The following is a 20,568-nucleotide window of genomic DNA, read 5'->3' on the forward strand; positions in this document are numbered from 1 at the left end:
CGACTTCGCGATCAAGGTTGACAGGACGCCCTTCCTGAATCAGGCTGTGACGTGAGCGGCATCACAGAGACGAGGTGTGCGATGACGGCTGACGCCCTGGAGACCAGGCCTCTCCCGACCCAGCGGCGGGAGGATCGCGGCTATCCCGTGCTCGGGCAACTGCTGCAATACGCCCAGGACCCGCTGGCACTGTTCCAACGGGAATGGGATCACTACGGGCCCGTCGCTCCGATGTATTCCCTCGGCCGGACCGCGGCCCTGCTGCTCGGACCCGACGCCTGCGGGGAGGCGCTGCTGAACAAGGACGGGGCGCTGGCCAACGAACCCGCCTGGTCGCGGCTGGTCGGCCCGTTCTTCCACGGCGGGCTCATGCTCATCGACTTCGACGAGCACAAGCGGCATCGGCGGATCATGCAGCAGGCGTTCACCCGTCCCCGCCTGCAGGCCTATACCGAGCGGCTGCATCCGGCGATCGAACAGGGTGTCGCGCACTGGGACGAGAGCGAATCCTTCCCCGCCTACTGGAAACTCAAGCAGCTCACCCTCGATATCGCCGCCGATCTGTTCATGGGCGGCGCCGCGGACACCACACCGGCGCAGATGGACCGAATCAACAAGGCGTTCATCGCATGTGTGCAGGCCGCGGCCGGAATCGTGCGCGGCAATGTGCCGTTCACCCGCTGGGGTAAGGCCTACCGCGGCCGAAAGGTGCTCGAAGATTTCCTGCGCCACTACCTGCCCGCGAAACGCGCCGAACAGACCGACGACATCTTCTCGGTGCTGTGCCACATCGAAGACGAGGACGGCGCCCGCTTCAGCGACGACGACGTGGTCAACCACATGATCTTCTTGATGATGGCCGCCCACGACACCTCCACCATCACCACCTCGACGATCCTGCAGTATCTGGGTCAGCATCCGGAATGGCAGCAACGGTGCCGCAGTGAGGCGTCGGAGCTGGGGCCGGCACCGTCGATGGCCGAACTCGAGCGGCTGGAGTCGATCGATCTGGTGATGCGCGAGGCGCTGCGACTGCGCGCCCCGGTCCCGGTCCTGGTCCGCTACGCGGTGAAAGACACTGTGATCCAAGGGGTTCGGATTCCGGCCGACACCGATGTCGTCATCGGAATACAGTTCACCCACCTGATGCCGCAGTACTGGACCGACCCACACACCTTCGACCCCGACCGCTTCGGCCCCGAACGCCGCGAGGACAAATCGCATCGCTTCGCGTGGGAGCCCTTCGGCGGCGGCGCGCACAAATGTATCGGCATGCATTTCGGCGGATTGGAAGTGAAGTCGATCATGCACCGCCTGCTGCGCGACTACCACTGGCGGGTGGACCCCGCCTACGTCCCGCCCCTGGACTATCACTCCCTGCCCTATCCCAAGGACGGCCTGCCCATCACCTTCGTGCGCAACTGAGCGCGCACCGCTATTTCCGCGGCAAACCCATGACCAGGGTGGCGATGGTGTTGAGCTGGATTTCCAGGGTCCCGCCGCCGATCACCCAGCTCGGGATGTCGAGTTCGTGGAGGACGACCTCGCAGTCCTTCTCGTTCAGCGCCGCGGCGGGGCCGATGAGTTCGAGAGCGGCGGCCGCGGCGTCGGTGTGCAGCATCGAGGCCGCGGCCTTGGACACACTGGTGGCCGGGCCGATTCCGTGACCGCCGAGGCGGCGGATCGTCTCGCGCAGGTTCATCGCCGAGATGGCGGCTCCGCGCGCACTGATCCGGCCCAGCACGCGCAGGGCGTTCTCCCGGCTGCCCGCGTACTCCGCGCGTTCGATGATGCCGACGATGCGGGAGTTGTGTCCCGGGTCGCGAACGCCTCCGATGAAAAGCCGTTCCTGGGCAAGGGTTTCCAGCGTCAGCGCCCAGCCCTGCCCGACCTCGCCGAGGACCATGTCGTCTCCGACGAAGGCGTCGTCGAAGAACACCTCGTTGAATTCGGCCTGACCGCTGGACTGGGTGATCGGGCGGACCGTCACACCCGCACCGTGCATGTCGACCAGGAACATGGTGAGGCCGCGATGGCGTTCGGCCTCGGGGTCGGTGCGGGCCAGCAGCAGTCCCCAGTCGCAGCGATGCGCCAGCGTGGTCCAGATCTTCTGGCCGTTGAGCCGCCAGCCGTCACCGTCCCTGGTGGCGGGCAGGCTCAGCGACGCGACATCCGAACCCGCTTCCGGTTCGCTCATCAGCTGACACCAGATCTCCTCGCCCCGCAGTGCCGGCGCGGCCAGCCGGGCGAGTTGTCCGGGGGTGCCGCGCTGCAGCACGATCGGCACCACCCACTGGCCGATTCCCATGGAGGGCTGTGCGATTGCGTGCCGGTCGTATTCGTCCTGCAGGATCAACTGCTCCAATGGGCCCGCCTCGATCCCCCACGGTTTCGGCATCGGCGGGGAGACCAGGCCGGAGTCGGCGAGCAGCGTACGACGAGGACCGGTATTGGTGGCGTCGTGGTCACCGATCTTGCCGGGAGTCGGGTTGTCCAGGGCGGCGGCACGATCCAGAATCTCCGACACCCAGGCGCGGAACGAGGAATCGGTTTCCGGCAGGGGTACCGCGAACGTGCGCGGACCACCGAGCGCGACTTCGCCGAGCCGGCGTTCCCAGCTCTCCGCGGAGCCGCCGAGACCGGCCAGGGAGATGGCCCGCCGCCAGTACAGGTGCAGGTCGTGCTCCCAGGTGAAACCGATCGCGCCGTGCAGGCACAGACATTCCACGGCCGCGTGCACGGCGTTGCCGAGGGTGGTGAGCGCGGCGCCGGCCGCGGCGTGCGTGCGCTGCGCCGGTTCGTCGGCGAGACCGCGCACGGCGTCCCAGGCCGCCGAGGTGGCGAGTTCACTGGTGATCAGCAGTTGCGCGGCGCGGTGCTGCACGGCCTGAAAGGAACCGACGGGACGGCCGAACTGCTTGCGCGCCTTGATGTATTCGGTGGCCGTGTCCGAACACCAGCGGATCACTCCGGCGGCTTCGGCGGCCATGAACGCGGTGGCGACCGCCTCGGCGTAGCCGGTATCGATGCCGGTGAGCTCGATTCCGGCGACCTCGTGCAAGCGGACGACGGCGAGGTCGCGGCCCAGATCCGATCCGGCACACGCCTCGATCCGCACGCCCTGGGCGTCACGTTCCACCAGGAGCCAGCGGGTGCGGTCGCCGTCGGCCGCGGCCACCAGCAGCACGTCGGCCGCGGCGGCGCCCAGCACCGGGCCGGTCTCACCGCTCGAGCCGCCCTCGGCGAACCGCACCCCGTGTCCGGCGTCCACGGTCGCGCCGGTCGCGCCCGCGGCGAAACGCCGCAACGTATCACGCACCACCGCAACGGATTCCGCCGACGCGGCGATGGCGCTCGTGATCACCGAGGGCAGCAGCGGCCCGGGTAGCAGCGCCCGCCCGGCTTCGGCGAGCACCACCGCCATCTCGTCGAGCGTTCCGCCCTGCCCGCCCACCTCGTCCGGCAGATGCACACCGGGTAGTCCCAGCGCGACCAGGTCGGCCCAGAAGCTGGGCAGTTCGCCGGCGGCGAGGCGATCGGTGTGCTTGCGGGTGTATTCACGGGTGTGGTGGCGGTCGGCGAATCCGCTGACGGCCTGCGCCAGCGCCGCCTGATCCGCGGTCAGAGCTAGGGGCACGATCTCACTCCGCTCGGCGTCGATACGGTCCGGGTTCCGGCCCGGACACCCCGATTAGAACAGGTTGCATCGAATTGCGGAGCCGTTCACCGCGACGACGCTGTGGCGCTGTCCCCCGCATCCATTCACCGGGCTACTGCGTCGGTGGCGGTGTAGCCGGGCTGTAGTGGGCAGTCGCCGCCTATACGCCGATCCGGACTGTCCTGCTGCTGACGGCGGACGGCAACCGCGAGGCGTGGCGCGCGCTCTCCCCCATCGCACACGGGGAGATACTGAACAACCAGGAGATCGCCGCGATGGCGGACCGCTACGTGGTGACCGTGCCCCAGCTGTGCATCCGCTACACCTTGCAGCTCGGCACTCTTCCACTGCCGAAAACGGCGAATCCGGAACACATGCGAAGCAACGCTCAGGTCGACTTCGTGATTTCCGACGACGACATGCGCACGTTGCGGAACATGGAACAGATCCGGGATTACGGCGACTCCGGCACGTTCCCGGTCTTCAGTGGCAAGTAGCCGAGACCGCCTCGCTGAAACTCGGTATGCCTCGGCAAAACGCGTCTACGCCGGCCGAGCCGTGGTCGGCGGGACGCCGAGCGCGAGCAGGGCGGTGTCGTCGTCGACGCCGTCGAATCCGGCGAGCATCTCGGTCAACGCGGCGACCAGCGCGGGCGCGGTGACCGGGCCGAGGGCGTCGATGAACTCGCGGAGGCGTTCCTCACCGAGGCGTTCGCGGCCGCGGACGCGGGCCTCGGTGAGGCCGTCGCTGTAGAGCAGGACCGTGTCGCCGGGGCCGAGATGCAGTGTGCGGCTCGCGAATACAGCGTCGGGAAGCGCTCCGACCAGCATGCCGCCCGGCGTCTCGAGCACCTCGGTGGTGCCGTCCGCACGGATCAGCACCGGAGGTGGATGTCCGCCGGCGGCCAGGGTGAGCGTGGCGCCGGTGGCGGCCGGCCGCGCGAAGCCGTAGACCACGGTGCAGAAACGTGATGTGCCCGTGTGGAATTCGCGGCACAGCACCGTATTGAGATGCGCCAGCACAGCCGGCGGGTCCGGGTCGTGGACCGCCGCGGCGCGCATCGTGTACCGCGCCGAGGACGTCACCACCGCGGCGTCGGCGCCCTTACCGCAGACGTCGCCGAGGAAGAATCCCCAGGTATCGGGCGTGAGCGGAAACAGGTCGTAGAAGTCACCGCCGACCTCGTCGACGGACGCCGGATGGTAGTAGGCGGCGACCTGCATTCCCGGCACCGCCGGGAGTTCGGACGGCAACAGGCTGCGCTGCAAGGTCGCGGCCAGTGTGAGGGCCCGTTCGCGTTCACGCTCGGCGACCTGGCGAGCGCGCAGGAGTTCCTGCTCGTAGGCGCGGCGTTCGCGGGCATCGAAGATCGTGGTGCGGATCAGCTGCGCGGTGCCGTCGGAACCACGTTTAACCACCGATGTCACCAGCACCGGCAGTCTGGTCCCGTCGGCGCACCGCAGATCCAGCGCCAGGCCGTTGACTTGACCGTGCATGGCCAGCATCGGCGCCATATGGGTCTCGTAGTAGATGCGCGCGCCCACCGCGAGCAGATCGGTGAATGTGCGGCGCCCGATCAGCTCGGACTGCTCGTAACCCAGCCAGCCCACCAGGGTGCTGTTGATTTTGGCGATCGTGCCGTCCATCAGGGTGGACAGATAACCACAGGGCGCGTGGTCGTAGAGGTCTTCGGCGCTGTCTTCCAGCATCGCCGAGAAGACAGGATCGGTGCGCGGCGGCCGCTCGCTGTCGCAATGGTCCGCCTCACCCGGCCGGCACATCATCATCGGCTCATCGAGGACTGGGTGACGAACGCCTCGATGGCGGCGGCGGTGAGTTCGGGGGCGCTCAGCTGCGGGCAGTGCCCGGTGGCATCGAGGGTGACCAGTTCACTTCCCGCGATCTGCTCGCGGACGAATCGGCCGACCTCGCGCGGGGCGATCGGATCCTGCGCGGTTTCCAGGATCAGCGTCGGCACACTCACCTGCCGCAGATCGGCGCGATTGTCGGACAGAAACGTCGCGCGCGCGAAAACCCGAGCGATCGCCGGATCCATCCGGCAGAAACTCTCGGTCAGCTCGGCGCCCAATTCGGGCCGGTCCGGATTGCCCATGATCACCGGAGCCATGGACGCCGACCAGCCCAGATAGTTGGCCTCGAGCGCGTCGAGCAATTCCTCGATATCGGCGCGGCTGAATCCGCCACGGTAGTCACCCTCGTCGATATACCGCGGTGACGGCGTCACCAGCACCAGCTTCGCGAACCACTCCGGCGCCCGATTGGCCGCCAGCACCGCGATCGTCGCCGACACCGAATGGCCGACCAGCACCACGTCCCGCAGATTCAGTTCGGCACAGATCTCGACGATGTCCTCGGCATACGCGTGCAGGTCGCCGTACCGCTGGGCCGACCACGCCGAGACGTCCGAGCGGCCCGAGCCGACATGATCGAACAGCACCACTCGGAAACGCCGTGCCAGACTCGGGGCGACCAGGCGCCACATGTTCTGGTCACAGCCGAATCCGTGCGCGAGCAGCACCGTCGGCCCGTCCGCCGAGCCGAAGACGACCACGTTGTTTCTCTCACGCACACCCATCCGACATGCTTACCACGCCCGCGCCGGACCGGCGTTTTCCTCGGTTCCTCCCCTGCCGCCCCGGTCGCGGATCTGCGCGCCGATGACCCGGTAGCCGGGTAGACTCGCCCCGCGTGCGGGAATCGGACGGATCGCCGATTCCCGTTGCTCGCAACACGTTTGACCCGGCGCACCGCATTCGCCAGGGCCACTTCGTCTCGGAAAGGACTGCGACCGTGGAATCCGGCGCCCCTGTCGACCTGCGACAGAACCAGCCCCACACCGCCCGCATGTACGACTACTACCTCGGCGGCCAGGACCACTACAGCGCGGATGCGGAAGCTGCCGAAAAGGTCGTGGCGATCTGGCCCGGAGTGCGGACGGCCGCGCAGCAGAACAGGGCCTTCATCCACCGCGTGACCCGATTCCTGGCACACGCGGGGGTACGCCAATTCCTCGACATCGGAACGGGTATCCCGACCGAGCCGAATCTGCATCAGGTGGCCCAGGAGGTCGCCCCCGACGCCCGGGTGGTCTACGTCGACAACGATCCGATCGTGCTCGTCCACGCCCGGGCGTTGATGATCAGTTCCCCGGAGGGACGCACCGATTACATCTCCGCCGACGTCACCACGCCCGAAGCGATTCTCGACGCCCCGGGATTGCACGAGACGCTGGACCTGACCCAGCCGGTCGCGGTCAGCCTCAACGCGCTGATGCATTTCGTCCCCGACGAACAGGACGCCTACGGCATCATCGAGACGCTGATGAAGCGGTTCGTGCCCGGCTCGTACCTGGTGATGACACACGTCACCCCGGACTTCGATCCGGCGGCGATAGCGGCCGTGGTCGAGATCTACCGCCGCAGCGGCCTGCCGTGCCAGGTCCGCAGCCGCGAGGAGTTCGCGCGCTTCTTCGACGGCATGGAGCTGATCGACCCGGGTATCGAGGTACCGCACCGCTGGCGCCCCGACGGTGTCGCACCCGCGAAGAAGATGGACGTGCAGGTGTCCGCCTACGCGGCCGTCGCACGCAAGTAGCCGGTCTCCGCGAACGGGGCTTGCGGCCGCATGCGGCAGCGGCGAATCAGTCCGCGGCCGGGAGGACGACGACCTTGCCCGGCAATGTCCCCGCCGCCGCCCGGGTGTGCACCGACGCCAGCTCGGCCAGCGGAGCACGCTCGTCGACGTCCACGATCAGCTCGCGAAGATCCACGCGCGCAACGAGTTCCGCCAGTTGCCGCGCATCGCTGCGGACGTAGACGTCGACCGCGCGCACACCGCGTGCCTCGTCCGCCGGAGCGGGCATCCACACGGTGGTACCGACCACGACGCCGCCGTCGCGGACCAGTCCGGCCAGCGCCGCGAACTCGCCCGGACTGATCGGCGCGAGGTTGAGCAGGACGTCGACCGGCTCGGTCACCGCGGCGGCCACCTCGGTGGTGGTGTGGTCGACGACCTCGTCGGCACCCCGCGCCGCGACGCGCTCGCGGCTGCGGGGGCTGCCGGTGGCGATCACATAGGCGCCGGCCGCCTTGGCCAGCTGTAGCGCATAACCACCTACGGCTCCGCCGGCGCCGCTGATCAGAATCCGCTGGCCGGGCTTCAGTTCGGCGTGGTCGAACAGCGCCTGCCACGCCGTGAGACCGACCACCGGTAGCGCGGCCGCATCGGCGAGCGGGATACTCGCCGGCGCCGCCGCCAGAATCCGCGCGGGCGCGAGGACGTACTCCGCCGCAGCGCCGTCGTCGGTGAACGGCAGGAAGCCGACGACCCGCTCACCGACCGTCCACTCGGCGACCCCCTCGCCGAGTGCGTCGACGGTTCCCGCGACGTCCAGGCCGGGAATGTGCGGCAGGCTCAGCGGCATCGGGCCCTGCATGAATCCCGCCCGAATATTGCCGTCGACGGAGTTGAACGAGGTCGCCGCGACGCGCACCCGCACCTGTCCGGGACCGGGAGCGGGCCGGTCGACGTCCTCGTAGCGCAGAACGTCGGGATCGCCGTACTCGTGAAATCGAACCGCCTTCATCGTGGTGCCTCACTCTCGATGTGATGTGCTTCGAACTCGAAGCACTCGACCACGGTAGCAGTGCTTTGAATTCGAAGCAAGAGTTTCGAAATCGAAGCAAGTGGTACCGTCGTACCATGTCCGACACCCCGCGCCCCTTGGACGCCGCCCAACTGGGCGCGTACTTCGCCCTCATGGAGGTGGCCGGCCTGCTGCGGCACGCTGTCGAGCAACAGCTGCGAGACGCCGGCGATCTGAGCTACGTGCAGTTCCAGCTTCTGGCGCGGCTCGGCCTCGACTCCCCCACCGGCAGTGAGCGCATGACCGACCTGGCCGACGGAGTCGTCTACAGCCGCAGCGGCTTGACCTATCAGGCAGGTCTGCTCGAAAAGGCGGGCCTGGTCACGCGCGCGCCCTCCGCGGACGACGAGCGCGGCGTCACGGTCACGATCACCGATGCCGGCCGGGCGTTGCTCGCCGAGGTGCTGCCCGGCCACACCGAGGTCGTGAACCAGCAACTTTTCGAGCCGTTGTCCCGCGAGGACACCACGGCGCTGGCCGATCTGCTGTCTCCGGTGCGCGACCATATGCGTGCGGCGCCACCCCGCTCGGCAGCACCTCGCCGGCGGCGATAACCCGCCGGCCCGGCCGCTACGAATCCTTTGTGAGATGCCCGTACGGCATCCGGCATTCGGGACGTGTTCTCCTTCGGGAGTTCACGTCGACCCTCGCGGGTGACAGCACTGGTCGGCCCGCGGCGGTTTGCAGGGCCGTCCGGCCCATCGGGACTCGGTTCGAATGAGGAGCTGAGGGCATGCGCATCGTGGTCGATCTGAACAAGTGCCAGGGATACGCGCAGTGCGTTCCGCTGGCACCGCAAGTGCTTCGATTACTGGGCGACGAGGCGCTGACCTACGACCCCAACCCGGACGACGAACAGCGCCACCGGGTCTTGCGGGCGGCGGCGGCGTGCCCGGTCCAGGCCATCCTGGTGGAAACCCACACTCCCGACGACGCGGAGCCCACGACATGAGGACCGCCTCGCTGATGGCGAACCTCGTCGAAACATTCCGGGCGGAAGGCCGCATCGTCATCGTGGGCGCCTCGCTGGCCGGACTGCGCGCGGCGGAAGCGTTGCGGGAGAGAGGCTTTCACGGAAGCCTGACCCTCATCGGCGACGAGCCGCACGAACCGTACGACCGTCCGCCGCTGTCGAAACAGGTCCTGCAGGGATGGGTCGGCGCCGATCACACCGCACTGCCGCGGATGCGGGCCGTCGACGCGCAATGGCGGCTGGGGGTGGCCGCCACCGGTCTGGACCGAGTGAACCGGCGGGTCCTGCTGGCCACCGGCGACACGGTGCCCTACGACCGGCTGCTCATCGCCACCGGCGTTCGGGCCCGGCCGTGGCCGAACCCGGCCGAGGGCGCCCTGCGCGGGGTGTTCACGGTGCGCACCCGCGAAGACGCGGCGGGGCTCCAGGCAGCGCTGAACGCGAATCCGCGGCGCGTCCTGGTCGTCGGCTCGGGATTCATCGGCTCGGAGCTGGCCTCGGTGTGCCGCGAGCGCGGCGTGCCGGTGACCGTCGCCGAACGCGGCGGCGGACCACTGATCGGCCCCCTCGGTGGGGTGATCGGTGATATCGCCGCACGGATGCAGCGCGGCGCAGGGGTCGACCTGCGCACCGGTGTGTCCGTCCGGTCCCTCGACGGCGACTCCGGCGGACGGGTGCGCCGGGCCCGCCTCTCGGACGGAACCACACTGGACGTCGATGTGGTGGTCGCGTCACTGGGGTCGATCCGCAATATCGAATGGTTGCAGGGTGCCGGGCTGGCCGCCGGTTTCTGGGGCGTCGGATGTGATGCGGGCTGTCGTGCCTTCGACATCAACGGGGTGGTGACCGACAATATCTTCGTGGCCGGCGACGTCGCCCGGCAGCCGCACGTGCTGTACGAGTATCAGTTCATCTCGATGGAGCATTGGGACAACGCGGTGTGCGGTGCGCAGGTCGCCGCGAACAACATGATCAGCCTCGAGACCGAACGCCGACCGCATCTGCCGCTGCCGTCGTTCTGGTCGGCCCAATTCGGGGTGAACATCAAAGGGGCGGGGGTCTGCTCGTTCGGCGACGAGATCGCGTTCACCCAAGGCTGTCCCGAGGACTTTCGGTTCGCCGCCGTCTACGGCCGGCGCGGTCGCATCGTCGGCGCGGTGACGTTCGACCACGGCAAATGGCTCCCCTACTACACGGCGATGATCGAACGTTCGGCGCCGTTTCCGCCGCCACCGCCGGGCTACGACCGAGCCGCCGATCCGGCGCCCATACCGTCGCGCTTTCCCGACCCGCGCGTGCCGACCGGCATTCCCGACGTGGTGCTGACCGGCCACGACCCCACGTCACGAGGCGCCGAGTTCCACTGAGCCAGGAGGCATTATGACCGCGGCGACCGCCTGGGCCGAGGCGATGAAATACGAACACCGCGCCGACCCGTACCCGTACTTCGACCAGCTGCGCCGGACCCCGGTCGCGCGCGTGGCCGACGACCTGTACGTGGTGACGGGATATCAGGAACTGCTGACCCTGGCGCACGACCCCCGGGTCAGCTCCGATATCAGCCGCAGCCCGCTGGGCAATCCCCTGGCGGGCACCGACGCGGCGAGCACACCGCCGCCGCACACTCGCCCGCAGAGCATCATCGCCTCGGATCCTCCCGCACACGATCGGGCACGCCGCCAGGTGATGCGCCACTTCGGCCCACCGCACTCCCCGGCATGGAACCCGTCATCGTCCGGTTGTGCGACAAGCTGCTCGACGACTTCGAGGCAAGCGGCAAGACGCGGCTGGACGTGGTCGACGAGTACGCCTATCCGGTACCGGTGACGGTGATCAGCACGATCCTCGGCATCCCGCTCGCGGACGAGCCCCGGTTCCATGCCTGGATCTACGACATGCTCACCGGCACCGATCTGGGGCCGGATGCGGAAACCGAAGACGGCAGAATTCGCGCCGGCAAGGCCCACGCCGGCCGTGACTCTCTGACCCGATATCTGGCGGATCTGATCGAACAGCTTCAGCGCGAGCCCGGGCCGGGTTTGCTGTCGCGACTACTGCACGACGACGGCCCCGACGGCCCGATGCCGGCCGAGGAGGTATTGGCCAATGCGGTACTGCTGTTGATCGCCGGTCACGACTCGACGGTCAACACCATCGCCAACTGTGTGATGACGCTCCTGCGCAACCCCGGCGCCTACGACCAGCTACGCGATCGACCGCAGCTGATCCCCCGCGCGATCGAAGAGGTCCAGCGGTTGCAGGCGGCGGTGCAGTTCTTCCCCAGCCGCAGCGTCACCGCCGATATCGAGATCGCCGGCACCGTCATCCCGGAAGGGGCCGCGGTGCATCTGGTCTACGCCGCCGCCAACCGCGACCCGAATCGGTTCGCCGATCCGAACCGATTCGACCTCCAGCGCCCCGACAACGAGCATTTCGGCTGGGGCAGTGGCATTCACACCTGTCCGGGCGGCCCGCTGGCCCGACTGGAAGTCAATCTCGCGCTGGAGATCTTCCTGCGCCGCGTGGCGACCCCACGACTGGTGGTCGATCCGCCACCGTATCGGCGCAGCCAGATCTTCCGGGGGCCACGCCATCTGCTCGTCGATGTCGACGCCGTCACCGCCCGCGCCGATCGCTGATCGCGACGGAGGTCACGAATCAGGGGGCGACGATTCCGCGGCGGATCTGCCCGGGGCTCGGTGTGACGGTGGGCGGCTTGCGGTTTCGCGAGGAGCGCAACTGATAGGGCACGCTGGTGACCATCACACCCGGTTCGAACAGCAGGCGCGCCTTGAGCCGCAGCGAACTCTGGTTGTGGAGCAGGTTTTCCCACCAGTGCCCGACGACGTACTCCGGAATGTAGACACTGACGACGTCGCGGGGGCGGGAGCGGCGGACCCGTTTGATGTATTCGATGACGGGGCGGGTGATTTCGCGGTAAGGCGACTCCACGACCTTCAGCGGGATGGTGACATCGTGGCTCTCCCAGGATCGGGTCAGTGCCCGCGTGTCACTGTCGTCGACGTTGACCGTGATCGCGGTGAGGGTGTCGGGACGGGTGGCGCGCGCGAACTGAACCGCTCGCCGAGTGGCTTTGTGCCAGTCCGAAACCAGGACGATCGCGTGCACGCGCCCGGGCAGCGTCGTCTCCTCGCCGGGGTCGATGTCGAGTTCGGCGCGCACGGCCGAATAGTGGGTGTGGATGAGGTACATCATCAGCACCAGCAACGGCATCGCGATGACCACGAGATAGGCGCCGTGGCCGAATTTGGTGATCATGACCACGACCAGCACGACGCCGGTGAAGCAGGCGCCGAACGCGTTGATCGCCCGGGCTCGGTGGATGCGTTGTCGTTGCGCCGAGCCCGTCACGCCGCGTAACTCGCGATTCCAGTGCCGGACCATCCCGGTCTGGCACAGCGTGAACGAGGTGAACACGCCGACGATGTAGAGCTGGATGAGCCTGGTGGTCTGCCCGTCGAAGGCGTAGATCAACCCGGCGGCGACCGCCGCCAGCAGGACGATGCCGTTGGAGTAGGCGAGCCGGTCGCCGCGAGTGTGCAATTGGCGCGGCAGGTAGCGATGCTGAGCCAGGATCGAGGTCAGCAGCGGGAACCCGTTGTAGGCGGTGTTCGCGGCGAGGATCAGGATCAGCGCGGTGGTGACCATCAGGTAGTAGAAGCCCGGGCTGGTGTCGCCGAACACCGCCCCCGCGATCTGCGCGATCACGGTTTTCTGGGAATCGGTACGGCAATCCCCGGCAAATCCGATCAGATCGCAGGTGTTCTCGGCGACGCGCGTGTGGGTGATCATGGCCAGCGCGGTGACACCGGTGAACATGGCGATCGCCAGCACACCCATCGCGGTCATCGTCCGGGCCGCGTTGAGCGACTTCGGTTTCCGGAACGCCGGTACCCCGTTGGAGATCGCTTCGGCGCCCGTCAGTGCCGTGCATCCCGAGGAAAACGCCCGCAGCGCGAGAAACGCGACCGCGGCCGTACCGAGGCCGGCGTGCGCGGCGTGGATCTGGTAGTGCGCGCTCTCGGCGACCGGTGGGTGTCCGATCAGTGTCTCGATCAGGCCGATCGAGATCATCACCATGACGCCGGCGACGAATCCGTAGGTCGGCACGGCGAACGCGCGGCCGGATTCTCGCACCCCGCGCAGGTTCATCGCGGTCAACGCCACGATGAACCCGATATCGATCAGCACCCGATGCGGATTCAACGCCGGCGCGGCGGAGATGATGTTGTCCACCCCCGCCGCGACCGATACGGCCACGGTCATGACGTAGTCGACCAGCAGCGCCGCCGCCACCACCAAACCCGGTATCGCACCGAGGTTTTCGGCGACGACCTCGTAGGATCCGCCGCCCGAGGGATAGGCGCGCACGACTTGGCGATACGACAACGCGACCACCGCCAGCAGCACCACGACTCCGGCGGCCACCCACGGTGTCAGATACAGGTAGCTGAGGCCGCCCAAAGTCAGGATGAGCAGAATTTCCTGGGTCGCGTACGCCACCGAGGACAGCGGATCGCTGGCGAATATCGGCAATGCCAGCCGCTTGGGCAACAGCGTCTCACCGAGCCGATCGCTGCGAAACGGTCGTCCCAGCACAACTCGTTTCGCGACGTCGATCGGTGAAACCACGATTAATCAGCCTAAATCCGGCAAACCCGAACCCGGCGGCCGCGAGGCGTAGGGAAAACGTAAAGAATCCGCCGCCGTCGTGTCGCCAACCGCACAGAAATCGCCGGCCGGTAGCGGGACCCCGCGCAGTATAATTGATTAGATAGGCTAAGCAACGTGGATCGGCGGTCGTGACCCGCTCGGCCGATCGGGGCCCCACCCCGCATTCCACCCCGGCCCATCCGCAGCAACCGAACGCTGCTCTCACCGAACAAGGAGCTGAACGCAGGAAAGGCCGTTGTGACCGCGATCCGCACCGACGACTACCAGACCACCACCCCCGATTCGCTTCCGCCCGATCTGCCCGCACCGCCACCGCCGGAGGGCGCGGGCGGGATGTTCGCCTCCCTCACGGTCCCGAACTATCGCTACTACTTTGCGGGCCAGGTGGTTTCGAATACCGGCACCTGGATGCAGCGGATCGCGCAGGACTGGCTGGTGCTCGGCCTCACCGGTAGCTCGTTCGCCGTCGGCATCACCACCGCCATGCAGTTCCTGCCGATGCTGCTGTTCGGTCTCTACGGCGGCGTCATCGCCGACCGCTTTCCCAAGCGAGGGCTGCTGGTCCTCACCCAGGCCACCATGGGCGTGCTCGCCGCCGTACTCGCGGTCCTGACACTGACCGGCACGGTCGAGGTGTGGCACGTCTACCTGCTGGCGCTGCTGCTGGGCATGGTGACCGTAGTCGACAACCCGACCCGTCAGTCGTTCGTCCCGGAGATCGTCGGCCGGCAGCGACTGCGCAATGCCGTCAGCCTGAACTCCGCGAATTTCCAGGCCGCGCGACTGGTCGGGCCGGCGGTCGCCGGAGCGTTGATCGCCGCCGTCGGATCCGGCTGGGCCTTCGCGATCAACGCCTGCTCCTTCGCCGCCGTCATCGCCGGCCTGCTGGCCATGCGACCGTCGGAGCTGACACCCGTGCCGCGCCTGCCCCGGCGGAAAGGGCAACTGCGCGACGGTCTCCGCTATGTGAGAGCACATCCGCAGCTGCTCTGGCCGATCGTCATGGTGGGCTTCATCGGCACCTTCGGCTACAACTTCCCCACCGTGCTGTCGGGGTTCGCCTACCACGTCTTCGATGTCGATGCCGGCAAGTACGGGCTGCTCAACACCGCACTGGCGGTGGGTTCGCTCGCGGGTGCGCTGCTGGCCAGCCGCCGCGGGCGGGTTCGGATGCGCATGCTGGTAGCCACCGCCGTCGGCTTCGGCGCACTCGAGGCGGTCACCGCCTTCGCACCGGACTATTGGCTCTTCACCGTCCTGCTGGCGGTGGTGGGTCTGCTCGGACTCACCTTCAACACGTCCGGCAACTCGATGGTGCAACTGGAGACCGACCCCGCCATGCGGGGGCGGGTGATGTCGCTGTACATGATGGTCTTCACCGGCGGCACTCCTATCGGCGGCCCGATCGTCGGGTGGCTCACCGAGGAGTTCGGCCCCCGGCTCGGGCTGTTCGCCTGCGGGGCGGTCTCGGCGGCATCGGCGGCGCTGATCGGTGTGATCCTCGCCCGTGCCGCCGGTCTGCGGCTACAGATCTCGGGCAGGCGCATCGCGCTCGTTCCCCGCGATGGGTCCCGGGCAGCCGCCTCGACCGGTCGGCTGGGATAGGCGCCGGGTTTCCGGTCCGTCATCCCCATGGTTTGCCGTAAGATTGCCCACTTGCGATGTCGATCCGACCGAAGTGGTTCGTAGCGACGAAGTCGTGGATGCGAGCGGTGCCGAGGCCCGATGGTGGCCCGGAGAACGTCGACACGAAGGCGGCTCTCGATGACAGACGTGGACTGTTGCGTGATCGGTGGCGGATTCGCCGGATTGACCGCCGCGCTGCGACTGAAGCAGGCAGGTCGATCGGTGGCGCTGCTCGAAGCGCGTGACCGGCTCGGCGGCCGCACGTTCACCGAGGTGCGTCCGGACGGTTGCTGGATCGATCGCGGCGGCGCCTGGATCGGGCCCGGACAGGACCGCGTCCGTGCCCTGATGGGCGAATTCGGGATCGGGAGTTACCGGCAGTACACCGACGGCGAGGCGATGATGGTCGTCGACGGCGAGCAGTACCGCTACACCGGCACGATCCCGTGGACGATGAGTCCGTGGGCCTCGATCAACCTCGGGGCCGGCTTCGCCGAACTCGCCCACCTGTGCAAGTCGATCCCGCTCGAGGCGCCGTGGGACGCCCGCAAAGCCGAGAAATGGGATCGGATCACGGTGGCGCAGTGGCTGAATCGCATCCGGTCGAAGACCGCCCACGATCTGCTCGAGACCGCCATCGCGGGCAGCTACACCTCCGCCGCTTCGGAAGTGTCGATGCTTTTCGCGCTGTATCAGATGGCGTCCGGGGGCGGGCCGAACTTCATGTTCAGCGTTCGCGGCGGCTCCCAGGACTCGCGGCCCGTGGGCGGTATGGGCGCGATCTACGGTGCGATGGCGGACCGGGTCGGCGACTCCGTTCACCTGTCGCAGCCGGTGCACGGCATCGAGCAGGACGAGGCGGGGGTGACCGTGCATGCCGGATCGTCGACGCTGCGCGCTCATCGGGCGATCGTCGCCGTCCCGCTCGCGGTCGCCGGTCAGATCCGGTACGAGCCGATGCTGCCGGTCGATCGCGCGTTCCTGCATCAGCGCGTGCCGAGTGGCTCGATCATCAAAACCTCCGTCGTCTACGACGAGCCGTTCTGGCGGCACGACGGATTGTCGGGCCAGTCGGCCGCGCCGGGGTCACCGGCCACCGTCACCATCGACGCCTGCACCGATACCGCGCGGCCCGGAGTGCTGTGCGTGATTACGGAGGGGCCCACCGCACGGCGCATCGGCCGGCTCGACGCCACCGAACGCAGGACGGCGATACTGCGTGAACTGGTTACCAGGTTCGGCAACAAAGCCGGTGCCCCCATCGACTACGTCGAGCAGGACTGGAGTGCCGAACGCTATTCCGGCGGCGGAATGCTCAGCCACCTCCCGACCGGGGTGCTCACTCAGTTCGGCCGTGCGCTGCGCGCACCGTGCGGGCGCATCCACTGGGCCGGAACCGAGAGTTCGGCCGTCATGTGCGGGTGGGTCGACGGAGCGGTTCGCTCGGGCGAACACGCCGCGAGCGAGGTGCTGCGGCACGAACTCGCCGCAGTCTGAATCGCGAAGCGTTCAGCGCGGTCCCGAGCCGAAGAATCGCCACAGATACCCGGGCAGCTTGCGCAGCGGGACAGCGCGCGGCCAGTCGTCGGCACGGAAGTAGGCGTCACTGCCGCCGTCGACGAAAACGATACTGCCGCACAGGAAACGCGCCGCCGGCGACAGCATGAACACCGCCCACTCGGCCAGGTCGCCCGGATCGCCGAATCCGCCGATCGGAACCGGGAAACGCTCGATATTCTGGGCCTCGGCCGGAGTCGCGAGCTGCTTCTCCAGCAGCGGAGTCAGCACCGCGCCGGGCGCCAGGGCGTTGAGCCGGATCCCCGCCCCGGCCCATTGCGGAGTCGTCGCCTGGCGGCGCACCCAGTGACTCACCGCGATCTTCGACGTCCCGTACGCGATCGACGGCGCGTTCCTGCCGAAGATCCGCAACGCCCGCAGCGCCTTCGCGGTGTCACCCGCCAGCAGCGCACGAATCGCCCGCCGCGGCACCAGCGGAGTGGTGGTCGTCGAATTGCTGCCGAACACAACGACTTTCGCCTCGTCCGCACGCGCCAGCGCCGAGCGCCAGCCGTCGAGCAGGTCGACGACGCCGCGATAATTCACCTCGAAGATCAGTCGCGGCCGGTCCGCGCCGGGCGCCGGCCCCACTCCCGCGGCCAGGATCGCGCCGTCGAGATGCCCGTCCACCTCCGCGAGCACCCCGTCGATCGCGGTGCGGCGCCCGGCCGGAGTCGACAGATCCGCGACCACCTGCGCGTCCCGCAGATCGACCCCGACCACCGTATGGCCCCGCTCGCGCAACTTCTCCGCCGCGGCCCGTCCCATTCCGGACGCCGCCCCGGTCACCACGTACACACCCACCGCATCGCCTGCTTTCCGCTACCCGAGCCTCGAACCATCGTCACCCGGCGGCGGGCGAGCCTGTCACCGCCGTACCGAACTGTGCCCGAGGAAGGGGGCGCGCACAATGGCGACCGAGCCGAACGGGAGCCACAGGGCAGGTCCGCGAATGTTTCCCGCCGACATGGCATCCCGGGCGAGGATTGCGTGCCACACTCGTGCCGTGGCCGCGGCTTCCGCCTGTCGACGAGCGATGGCCGCGGGCGCGGTCACGCTGGAAGCACCGCTCGGCACGCCCCACGGTGACCGCTGTGCCATGGTCCGCGACCCGTTCGGGAACATCTACCGGATCGCCGCCCGGACCACCGGCTGAAAGTACGAAGCGCCGCCTCGGGGCCGCTCAGTCGAGGACATAGCGCAGCATGACCGCCGTATCGAAATGCCTCGTCTCCGCCAGCCGCAGCGGAATACGCTCGTCCAGCAGGGGAAACATCGGTGTACCGCCGCCGAGCACGACGGGCAGGACGAACACCTGATACTCGTCGATGAGCCCGTGCGGAATCAGCGACGCCGCGAGACCCGCGCCCCCGACCTCCATGACGCCGTCACCCTCGGCCTTCAGCCTGCGCACCTGCTCGACCGCGTTCTCGCCGACCAGCGTGCTGTTCCAGTTCACCTCGGTCAACGTCCGGGAAAAGACGAACTTCGGCTTCTCCGTCCACAACCTGCCGAATTCACGCTGAATGGGCGGCGCGTCCTCGGGCACGTGCGGCCAGTACTCGGCCATCAACTCGTAGAGGCGCCGACCGTGCAGGGAAATCTCGATGTCCCGATACCGATCGTTGTGGAACTGGTGCAACTCGTCGTCCGGATTCGACCAGTCGATGCTGCCGTCGCGGTCGTTGATGTAACCGTCCAGGGACATGCTGATCCCGTAGCTCAGTCTCCTCATGACGGGATAGACGTCGTGCGCGCCCGAAATTCATCGGCGAATTGCGAGCGGATATCCCTGGAGGACGATGGCATGGCGAATCGGCCGACCGAATTGCCTCGGCCACACCACAGATTTCGATTCCTACCGCAGCGCGCCGGGCGCTGTGCGACGGAGGTATTCACCGCGCGGCGGTCCGCAGACTGCTCCGTCGCGCAGGATTCGGCGACCGCGCAGGAAAACGTCGGTGACGCGGGCGGACATCTCGAATCCTTCGAAAGGGGTGTATTCCTGGGCCGATTCGGAGGATTCGGCGTGGACGGTCCAGCGGGCGCCGAGGTCGACGAGGGCGATGTCGGCGTCGTAGCCGGGTGCGATTCGCCCCTTGCGCGTGAGGCCGTAGCGGCGGGCGGGTTCGGTGGCAGTGAGGGCGGCGACCCGGGCCAGCGGTAATCCGCGTTTGGTTCCCTCGCTCACCAGGCCGGGCAGGAGGTACTCCGCGCCGCCGAATCCGGATTTGGCGCCGAAGACGTCGGTGCGGTCGGTGGCGAACTTCTGTTCGTCGCGGCAGCAGGCGTGATCGCTGACCACCCAGTCGATATCGCCGGCCAGCAGATGCTGCCACAGCGCCTCGACGTCGCGACGTTCGCGCAGGGGCGGATTCACCTTGCCGCCGATACCGTGCGCGGTGTCGACGTCGGCGAGCAGATGCCCGATGGTCACCTCGCGGCGAAAATCGATGTGCGGAAACGCCTTCGCCATCCGCAGCGCGGCATCCACCGCTTTCGCCGACGACAGGTGCAGCAGATTGATTGTGGGAAAACCGGTTTCGTGGGCGAGATAGGCGGCCATCGTGATGGCCAGTCCTTCCGAATGCCGCGGGCGGGAGGCGCTGTAGGCGCGCAGCCCGCTGAGTGTGCCCTCGCGTTGGACGAGTTCGGTATAGGCGGCCATGATTTCGGCGGTTTCGCAATGCAGCGACAGCGTGATGACATCGCCGTAGCGTTCCCGTGCCTCGGCGAGCCCGCGCATGACGAACTCGAAATGCGCCAGGTCGTAGCGTTCGTCCGGGCCGATCATCAGAAATTCGGCCTGGTCGCCGGAGCGTCCGTGTAATCCGTGACCGCCGTAGAACATGAAGATCTTGAACGACGTGATACCGAAATTCGCGACCAGTGCGGGGATTTCGCCGATGTGCTCCCGGGTCATCGGTGCCAGGTGGACACCGAAGTCCACATATGAACGCCCGGACATATGGTCGAGCGCGTCGGGGACGAAGTCGCGGTAGGGGCCGCCGCGGTTGAGGTAGTAGCGGCCGGTGCGCAGATAGCTCAACGACGTGGTCACCCCACCCTGCGCACACGCCCGGCTCTCGGATTCGGTGTCCGCGGCCAGGTCGGAATAGATGCCCCAGTGCTGATGCGCGTCGACCACCCCCGGAAAGGCCAGCAGCCCGCGGGCATCGACAACGTCGGTCGCCGGCCCGGCCGGGACGTCGCGGGCGATGTGGCGGACCACTCCCCCGGCGACGGCGATGTCCACGGGCTCAGGCACTTCCGCGTCGCCATCGGGGTGAACCACACGGGCATTCCGGATCAGCAGCTCGATCTCCGCCACAACCTTCTCCAGTTTCGTCCTGCGAAACATACGTACCATCACAGCGATCATCGCAGTACTAT

Annotated in this window: 16 protein-coding genes and 2 pseudogenes; 10 read left to right on the top strand and 8 right to left on the bottom strand. The window is 67.9% G+C overall.

The features are described from left to right. Nucleotides 1-81 precede the first annotated feature (81 nt). A complete protein-coding gene (locus NMI01S_RS16945; protein WP_062998263.1) occupies nucleotides 82-1,425 on the top strand; it encodes a cytochrome P450 in 1,344 nt (447 codons plus the stop codon). 10 nt (nucleotides 1,426-1,435) lie between these two features. On the opposite strand, the gene NMI01S_RS16950 is transcribed toward NMI01S_RS16945, so the two are convergent. Then, complete coding sequence (locus NMI01S_RS16950; protein WP_063920758.1) at nucleotides 1,436-3,637, bottom strand: acyl-CoA dehydrogenase family protein; 2,202 nt, start codon at nucleotides 3,635-3,637, stop codon at nucleotides 1,436-1,438. Nucleotides 3,638-3,879: 242 nt separating this feature from the next. On the opposite strand from NMI01S_RS16950, the pseudogene NMI01S_RS16955 reads away from it, so the two are divergent. Further along, nucleotides 3,880-4,155 (top strand): annotated as a pseudogene (locus NMI01S_RS16955) (aldo/keto reductase); the annotation flags it as partial. A gap of 45 nt (nucleotides 4,156-4,200) precedes the next feature. Here NMI01S_RS16955 and NMI01S_RS16960 read toward each other — a convergent pair. Continuing rightward, a complete protein-coding gene (locus NMI01S_RS16960) occupies nucleotides 4,201-5,367 on the bottom strand; it encodes a PP2C family protein-serine/threonine phosphatase (protein WP_062998745.1) in 1,167 nt (388 codons plus the stop codon). A gap of 74 nt (nucleotides 5,368-5,441) precedes the next feature. After that, nucleotides 5,442-6,254: an alpha/beta fold hydrolase gene (locus NMI01S_RS16965; RefSeq protein WP_062998266.1), complete on the bottom strand. Its 813-nt coding sequence runs from the start codon at nucleotides 6,252-6,254 to the stop codon at nucleotides 5,442-5,444. 215 nt (nucleotides 6,255-6,469) lie between these two features. Here NMI01S_RS16965 and NMI01S_RS16970 point away from each other — a divergent pair, with 215 nt between their 5' ends. After that, nucleotides 6,470-7,273 (top strand): SAM-dependent methyltransferase, encoded by an 804-nt coding sequence (locus NMI01S_RS16970; RefSeq protein ID WP_062998268.1) that lies wholly within the window; start codon nucleotides 6,470-6,472, stop codon nucleotides 7,271-7,273. A gap of 46 nt (nucleotides 7,274-7,319) precedes the next feature. Here NMI01S_RS16970 and NMI01S_RS16975 read toward each other — a convergent pair whose 3' ends face one another. Then, on the bottom strand, nucleotides 7,320-8,264 hold the full coding sequence (locus NMI01S_RS16975; protein WP_062998270.1) for an NADP-dependent oxidoreductase: 945 nt from the start codon (nucleotides 8,262-8,264) through the stop codon (nucleotides 7,320-7,322). A gap of 116 nt (nucleotides 8,265-8,380) precedes the next feature. Here NMI01S_RS16975 and NMI01S_RS16980 point away from each other — a divergent pair, with 116 nt between their 5' ends. From NMI01S_RS16980 to NMI01S_RS16995, 4 genes and pseudogenes are all read left to right on the top strand, one after another. Next, nucleotides 8,381-8,878 (top strand): MarR family winged helix-turn-helix transcriptional regulator, encoded by a 498-nt coding sequence (locus NMI01S_RS16980; protein WP_062998272.1) that lies wholly within the window; start codon nucleotides 8,381-8,383, stop codon nucleotides 8,876-8,878. A gap of 179 nt (nucleotides 8,879-9,057) precedes the next feature. After that, nucleotides 9,058-9,276, top strand: a complete 219-nt coding sequence (locus NMI01S_RS16985; RefSeq protein ID WP_062998274.1) for a ferredoxin — start codon at nucleotides 9,058-9,060, stop codon at nucleotides 9,274-9,276. Beyond that, nucleotides 9,273-10,664 (top strand): NAD(P)/FAD-dependent oxidoreductase, encoded by a 1,392-nt coding sequence (locus tag NMI01S_RS16990; RefSeq protein ID WP_062998276.1) that lies wholly within the window; start codon nucleotides 9,273-9,275, stop codon nucleotides 10,662-10,664. The genes NMI01S_RS16985 and NMI01S_RS16990 overlap by 4 nt, the downstream gene beginning before the upstream one ends. 13 nt (nucleotides 10,665-10,677) lie before the next feature. Next, nucleotides 10,678-11,936, top strand: a pseudogene (locus NMI01S_RS16995) (cytochrome P450). 19 nt (nucleotides 11,937-11,955) lie between these two features. On the opposite strand, the gene NMI01S_RS17000 reads toward NMI01S_RS16995, so the two are convergent. Next, nucleotides 11,956-13,950: an APC family permease gene (locus tag NMI01S_RS17000; RefSeq protein WP_062998277.1), complete on the bottom strand. Its 1,995-nt coding sequence runs from the start codon at nucleotides 13,948-13,950 to the stop codon at nucleotides 11,956-11,958. A 279-nt stretch (nucleotides 13,951-14,229) separates the two neighbouring features. Between NMI01S_RS17000 and NMI01S_RS17005 the strand changes: the two genes are divergently transcribed. Both NMI01S_RS17005 and NMI01S_RS17010 read left to right on the top strand, forming a co-directional pair. Then, entirely contained in the window at nucleotides 14,230-15,597 is a 1,368-nt protein-coding gene (locus NMI01S_RS17005) for an MFS transporter (protein ID WP_245716900.1), read from the top strand. A gap of 159 nt (nucleotides 15,598-15,756) precedes the next feature. Continuing rightward, nucleotides 15,757-17,115 carry a flavin monoamine oxidase family protein gene (locus tag NMI01S_RS17010; protein WP_062998278.1) on the top strand — a complete coding sequence of 453 codons (1,359 nt, stop codon included), beginning with the start codon at nucleotides 15,757-15,759 and terminating at the stop codon, nucleotides 17,113-17,115. A 12-nt stretch (nucleotides 17,116-17,127) separates the two neighbouring features. On the opposite strand, the gene NMI01S_RS17015 is transcribed toward NMI01S_RS17010, so the two are convergent. After that, nucleotides 17,128-17,979: an SDR family oxidoreductase gene (locus NMI01S_RS17015; protein WP_062998279.1), complete on the bottom strand. Its 852-nt coding sequence runs from the start codon at nucleotides 17,977-17,979 to the stop codon at nucleotides 17,128-17,130. 202 nt (nucleotides 17,980-18,181) lie between these two features. Here NMI01S_RS17015 and NMI01S_RS34905 point away from each other — a divergent pair, with 202 nt between their 5' ends. Then, nucleotides 18,182-18,331 carry a VOC family protein gene (locus tag NMI01S_RS34905; protein WP_218021035.1) on the top strand — a complete coding sequence of 50 codons (150 nt, stop codon included), beginning with the start codon at nucleotides 18,182-18,184 and terminating at the stop codon, nucleotides 18,329-18,331. Between the two features lie 27 nt (nucleotides 18,332-18,358). Here NMI01S_RS34905 and NMI01S_RS17020 read toward each other — a convergent pair whose 3' ends face one another. Continuing rightward, nucleotides 18,359-18,910 (bottom strand): dihydrofolate reductase family protein, encoded by a 552-nt coding sequence (locus NMI01S_RS17020; RefSeq protein ID WP_062998281.1) that lies wholly within the window; start codon nucleotides 18,908-18,910, stop codon nucleotides 18,359-18,361. A gap of 123 nt (nucleotides 18,911-19,033) precedes the next feature. After that, on the bottom strand, nucleotides 19,034-20,545 hold the full coding sequence (locus NMI01S_RS17025; protein WP_245716901.1) for a dihydroorotase: 1,512 nt from the start codon (nucleotides 20,543-20,545) through the stop codon (nucleotides 19,034-19,036). Nucleotides 20,546-20,568: the final 23 nt, after the last annotated feature.

Origin of the sequence: Nocardia mikamii NBRC 108933 (assembly GCF_001613505.1) — a bacterium.
Lineage (GTDB): Bacteria > Actinomycetota > Actinomycetes > Mycobacteriales > Mycobacteriaceae > Nocardia > Nocardia mikamii.

Excerpts from the sequence above, each read along its gene's own strand:
- NMI01S_RS16990 (WP_062998276.1), top strand. The coding sequence starts at position 9,273 with ATGAGGACCGCCTCGCTGATGGCGAACCTCGTCGAAACATTCCGGGCG.
- NMI01S_RS17020 (WP_062998281.1), bottom strand. The coding sequence starts at position 18,910 with ATGAGGAGACTGAGCTACGGGATCAGCATGTCCCTGGACGGTTACATC.
- NMI01S_RS17025 (WP_245716901.1), bottom strand. The coding sequence starts at position 20,545 with ATGGTACGTATGTTTCGCAGGACGAAACTGGAGAAGGTTGTGGCGGAG.
- NMI01S_RS16975 (WP_062998270.1), bottom strand. The coding sequence starts at position 8,264 with ATGAAGGCGGTTCGATTTCACGAGTACGGCGATCCCGACGTTCTGCGC.
- NMI01S_RS16965 (WP_062998266.1), bottom strand. The coding sequence starts at position 6,254 with ATGGGTGTGCGTGAGAGAAACAACGTGGTCGTCTTCGGCTCGGCGGAC.
- NMI01S_RS16960 (WP_062998745.1), bottom strand. The coding sequence starts at position 5,367 with ATGCTGGAAGACAGCGCCGAAGACCTCTACGACCACGCGCCCTGTGGT.
- NMI01S_RS17010 (WP_062998278.1), top strand. The coding sequence starts at position 15,757 with ATGACAGACGTGGACTGTTGCGTGATCGGTGGCGGATTCGCCGGATTG.
- NMI01S_RS16980 (WP_062998272.1), top strand. The coding sequence starts at position 8,381 with ATGTCCGACACCCCGCGCCCCTTGGACGCCGCCCAACTGGGCGCGTAC.
- NMI01S_RS16945 (WP_062998263.1), top strand. The coding sequence starts at position 82 with ATGACGGCTGACGCCCTGGAGACCAGGCCTCTCCCGACCCAGCGGCGG.
- NMI01S_RS16985 (WP_062998274.1), top strand. The coding sequence starts at position 9,058 with ATGCGCATCGTGGTCGATCTGAACAAGTGCCAGGGATACGCGCAGTGC.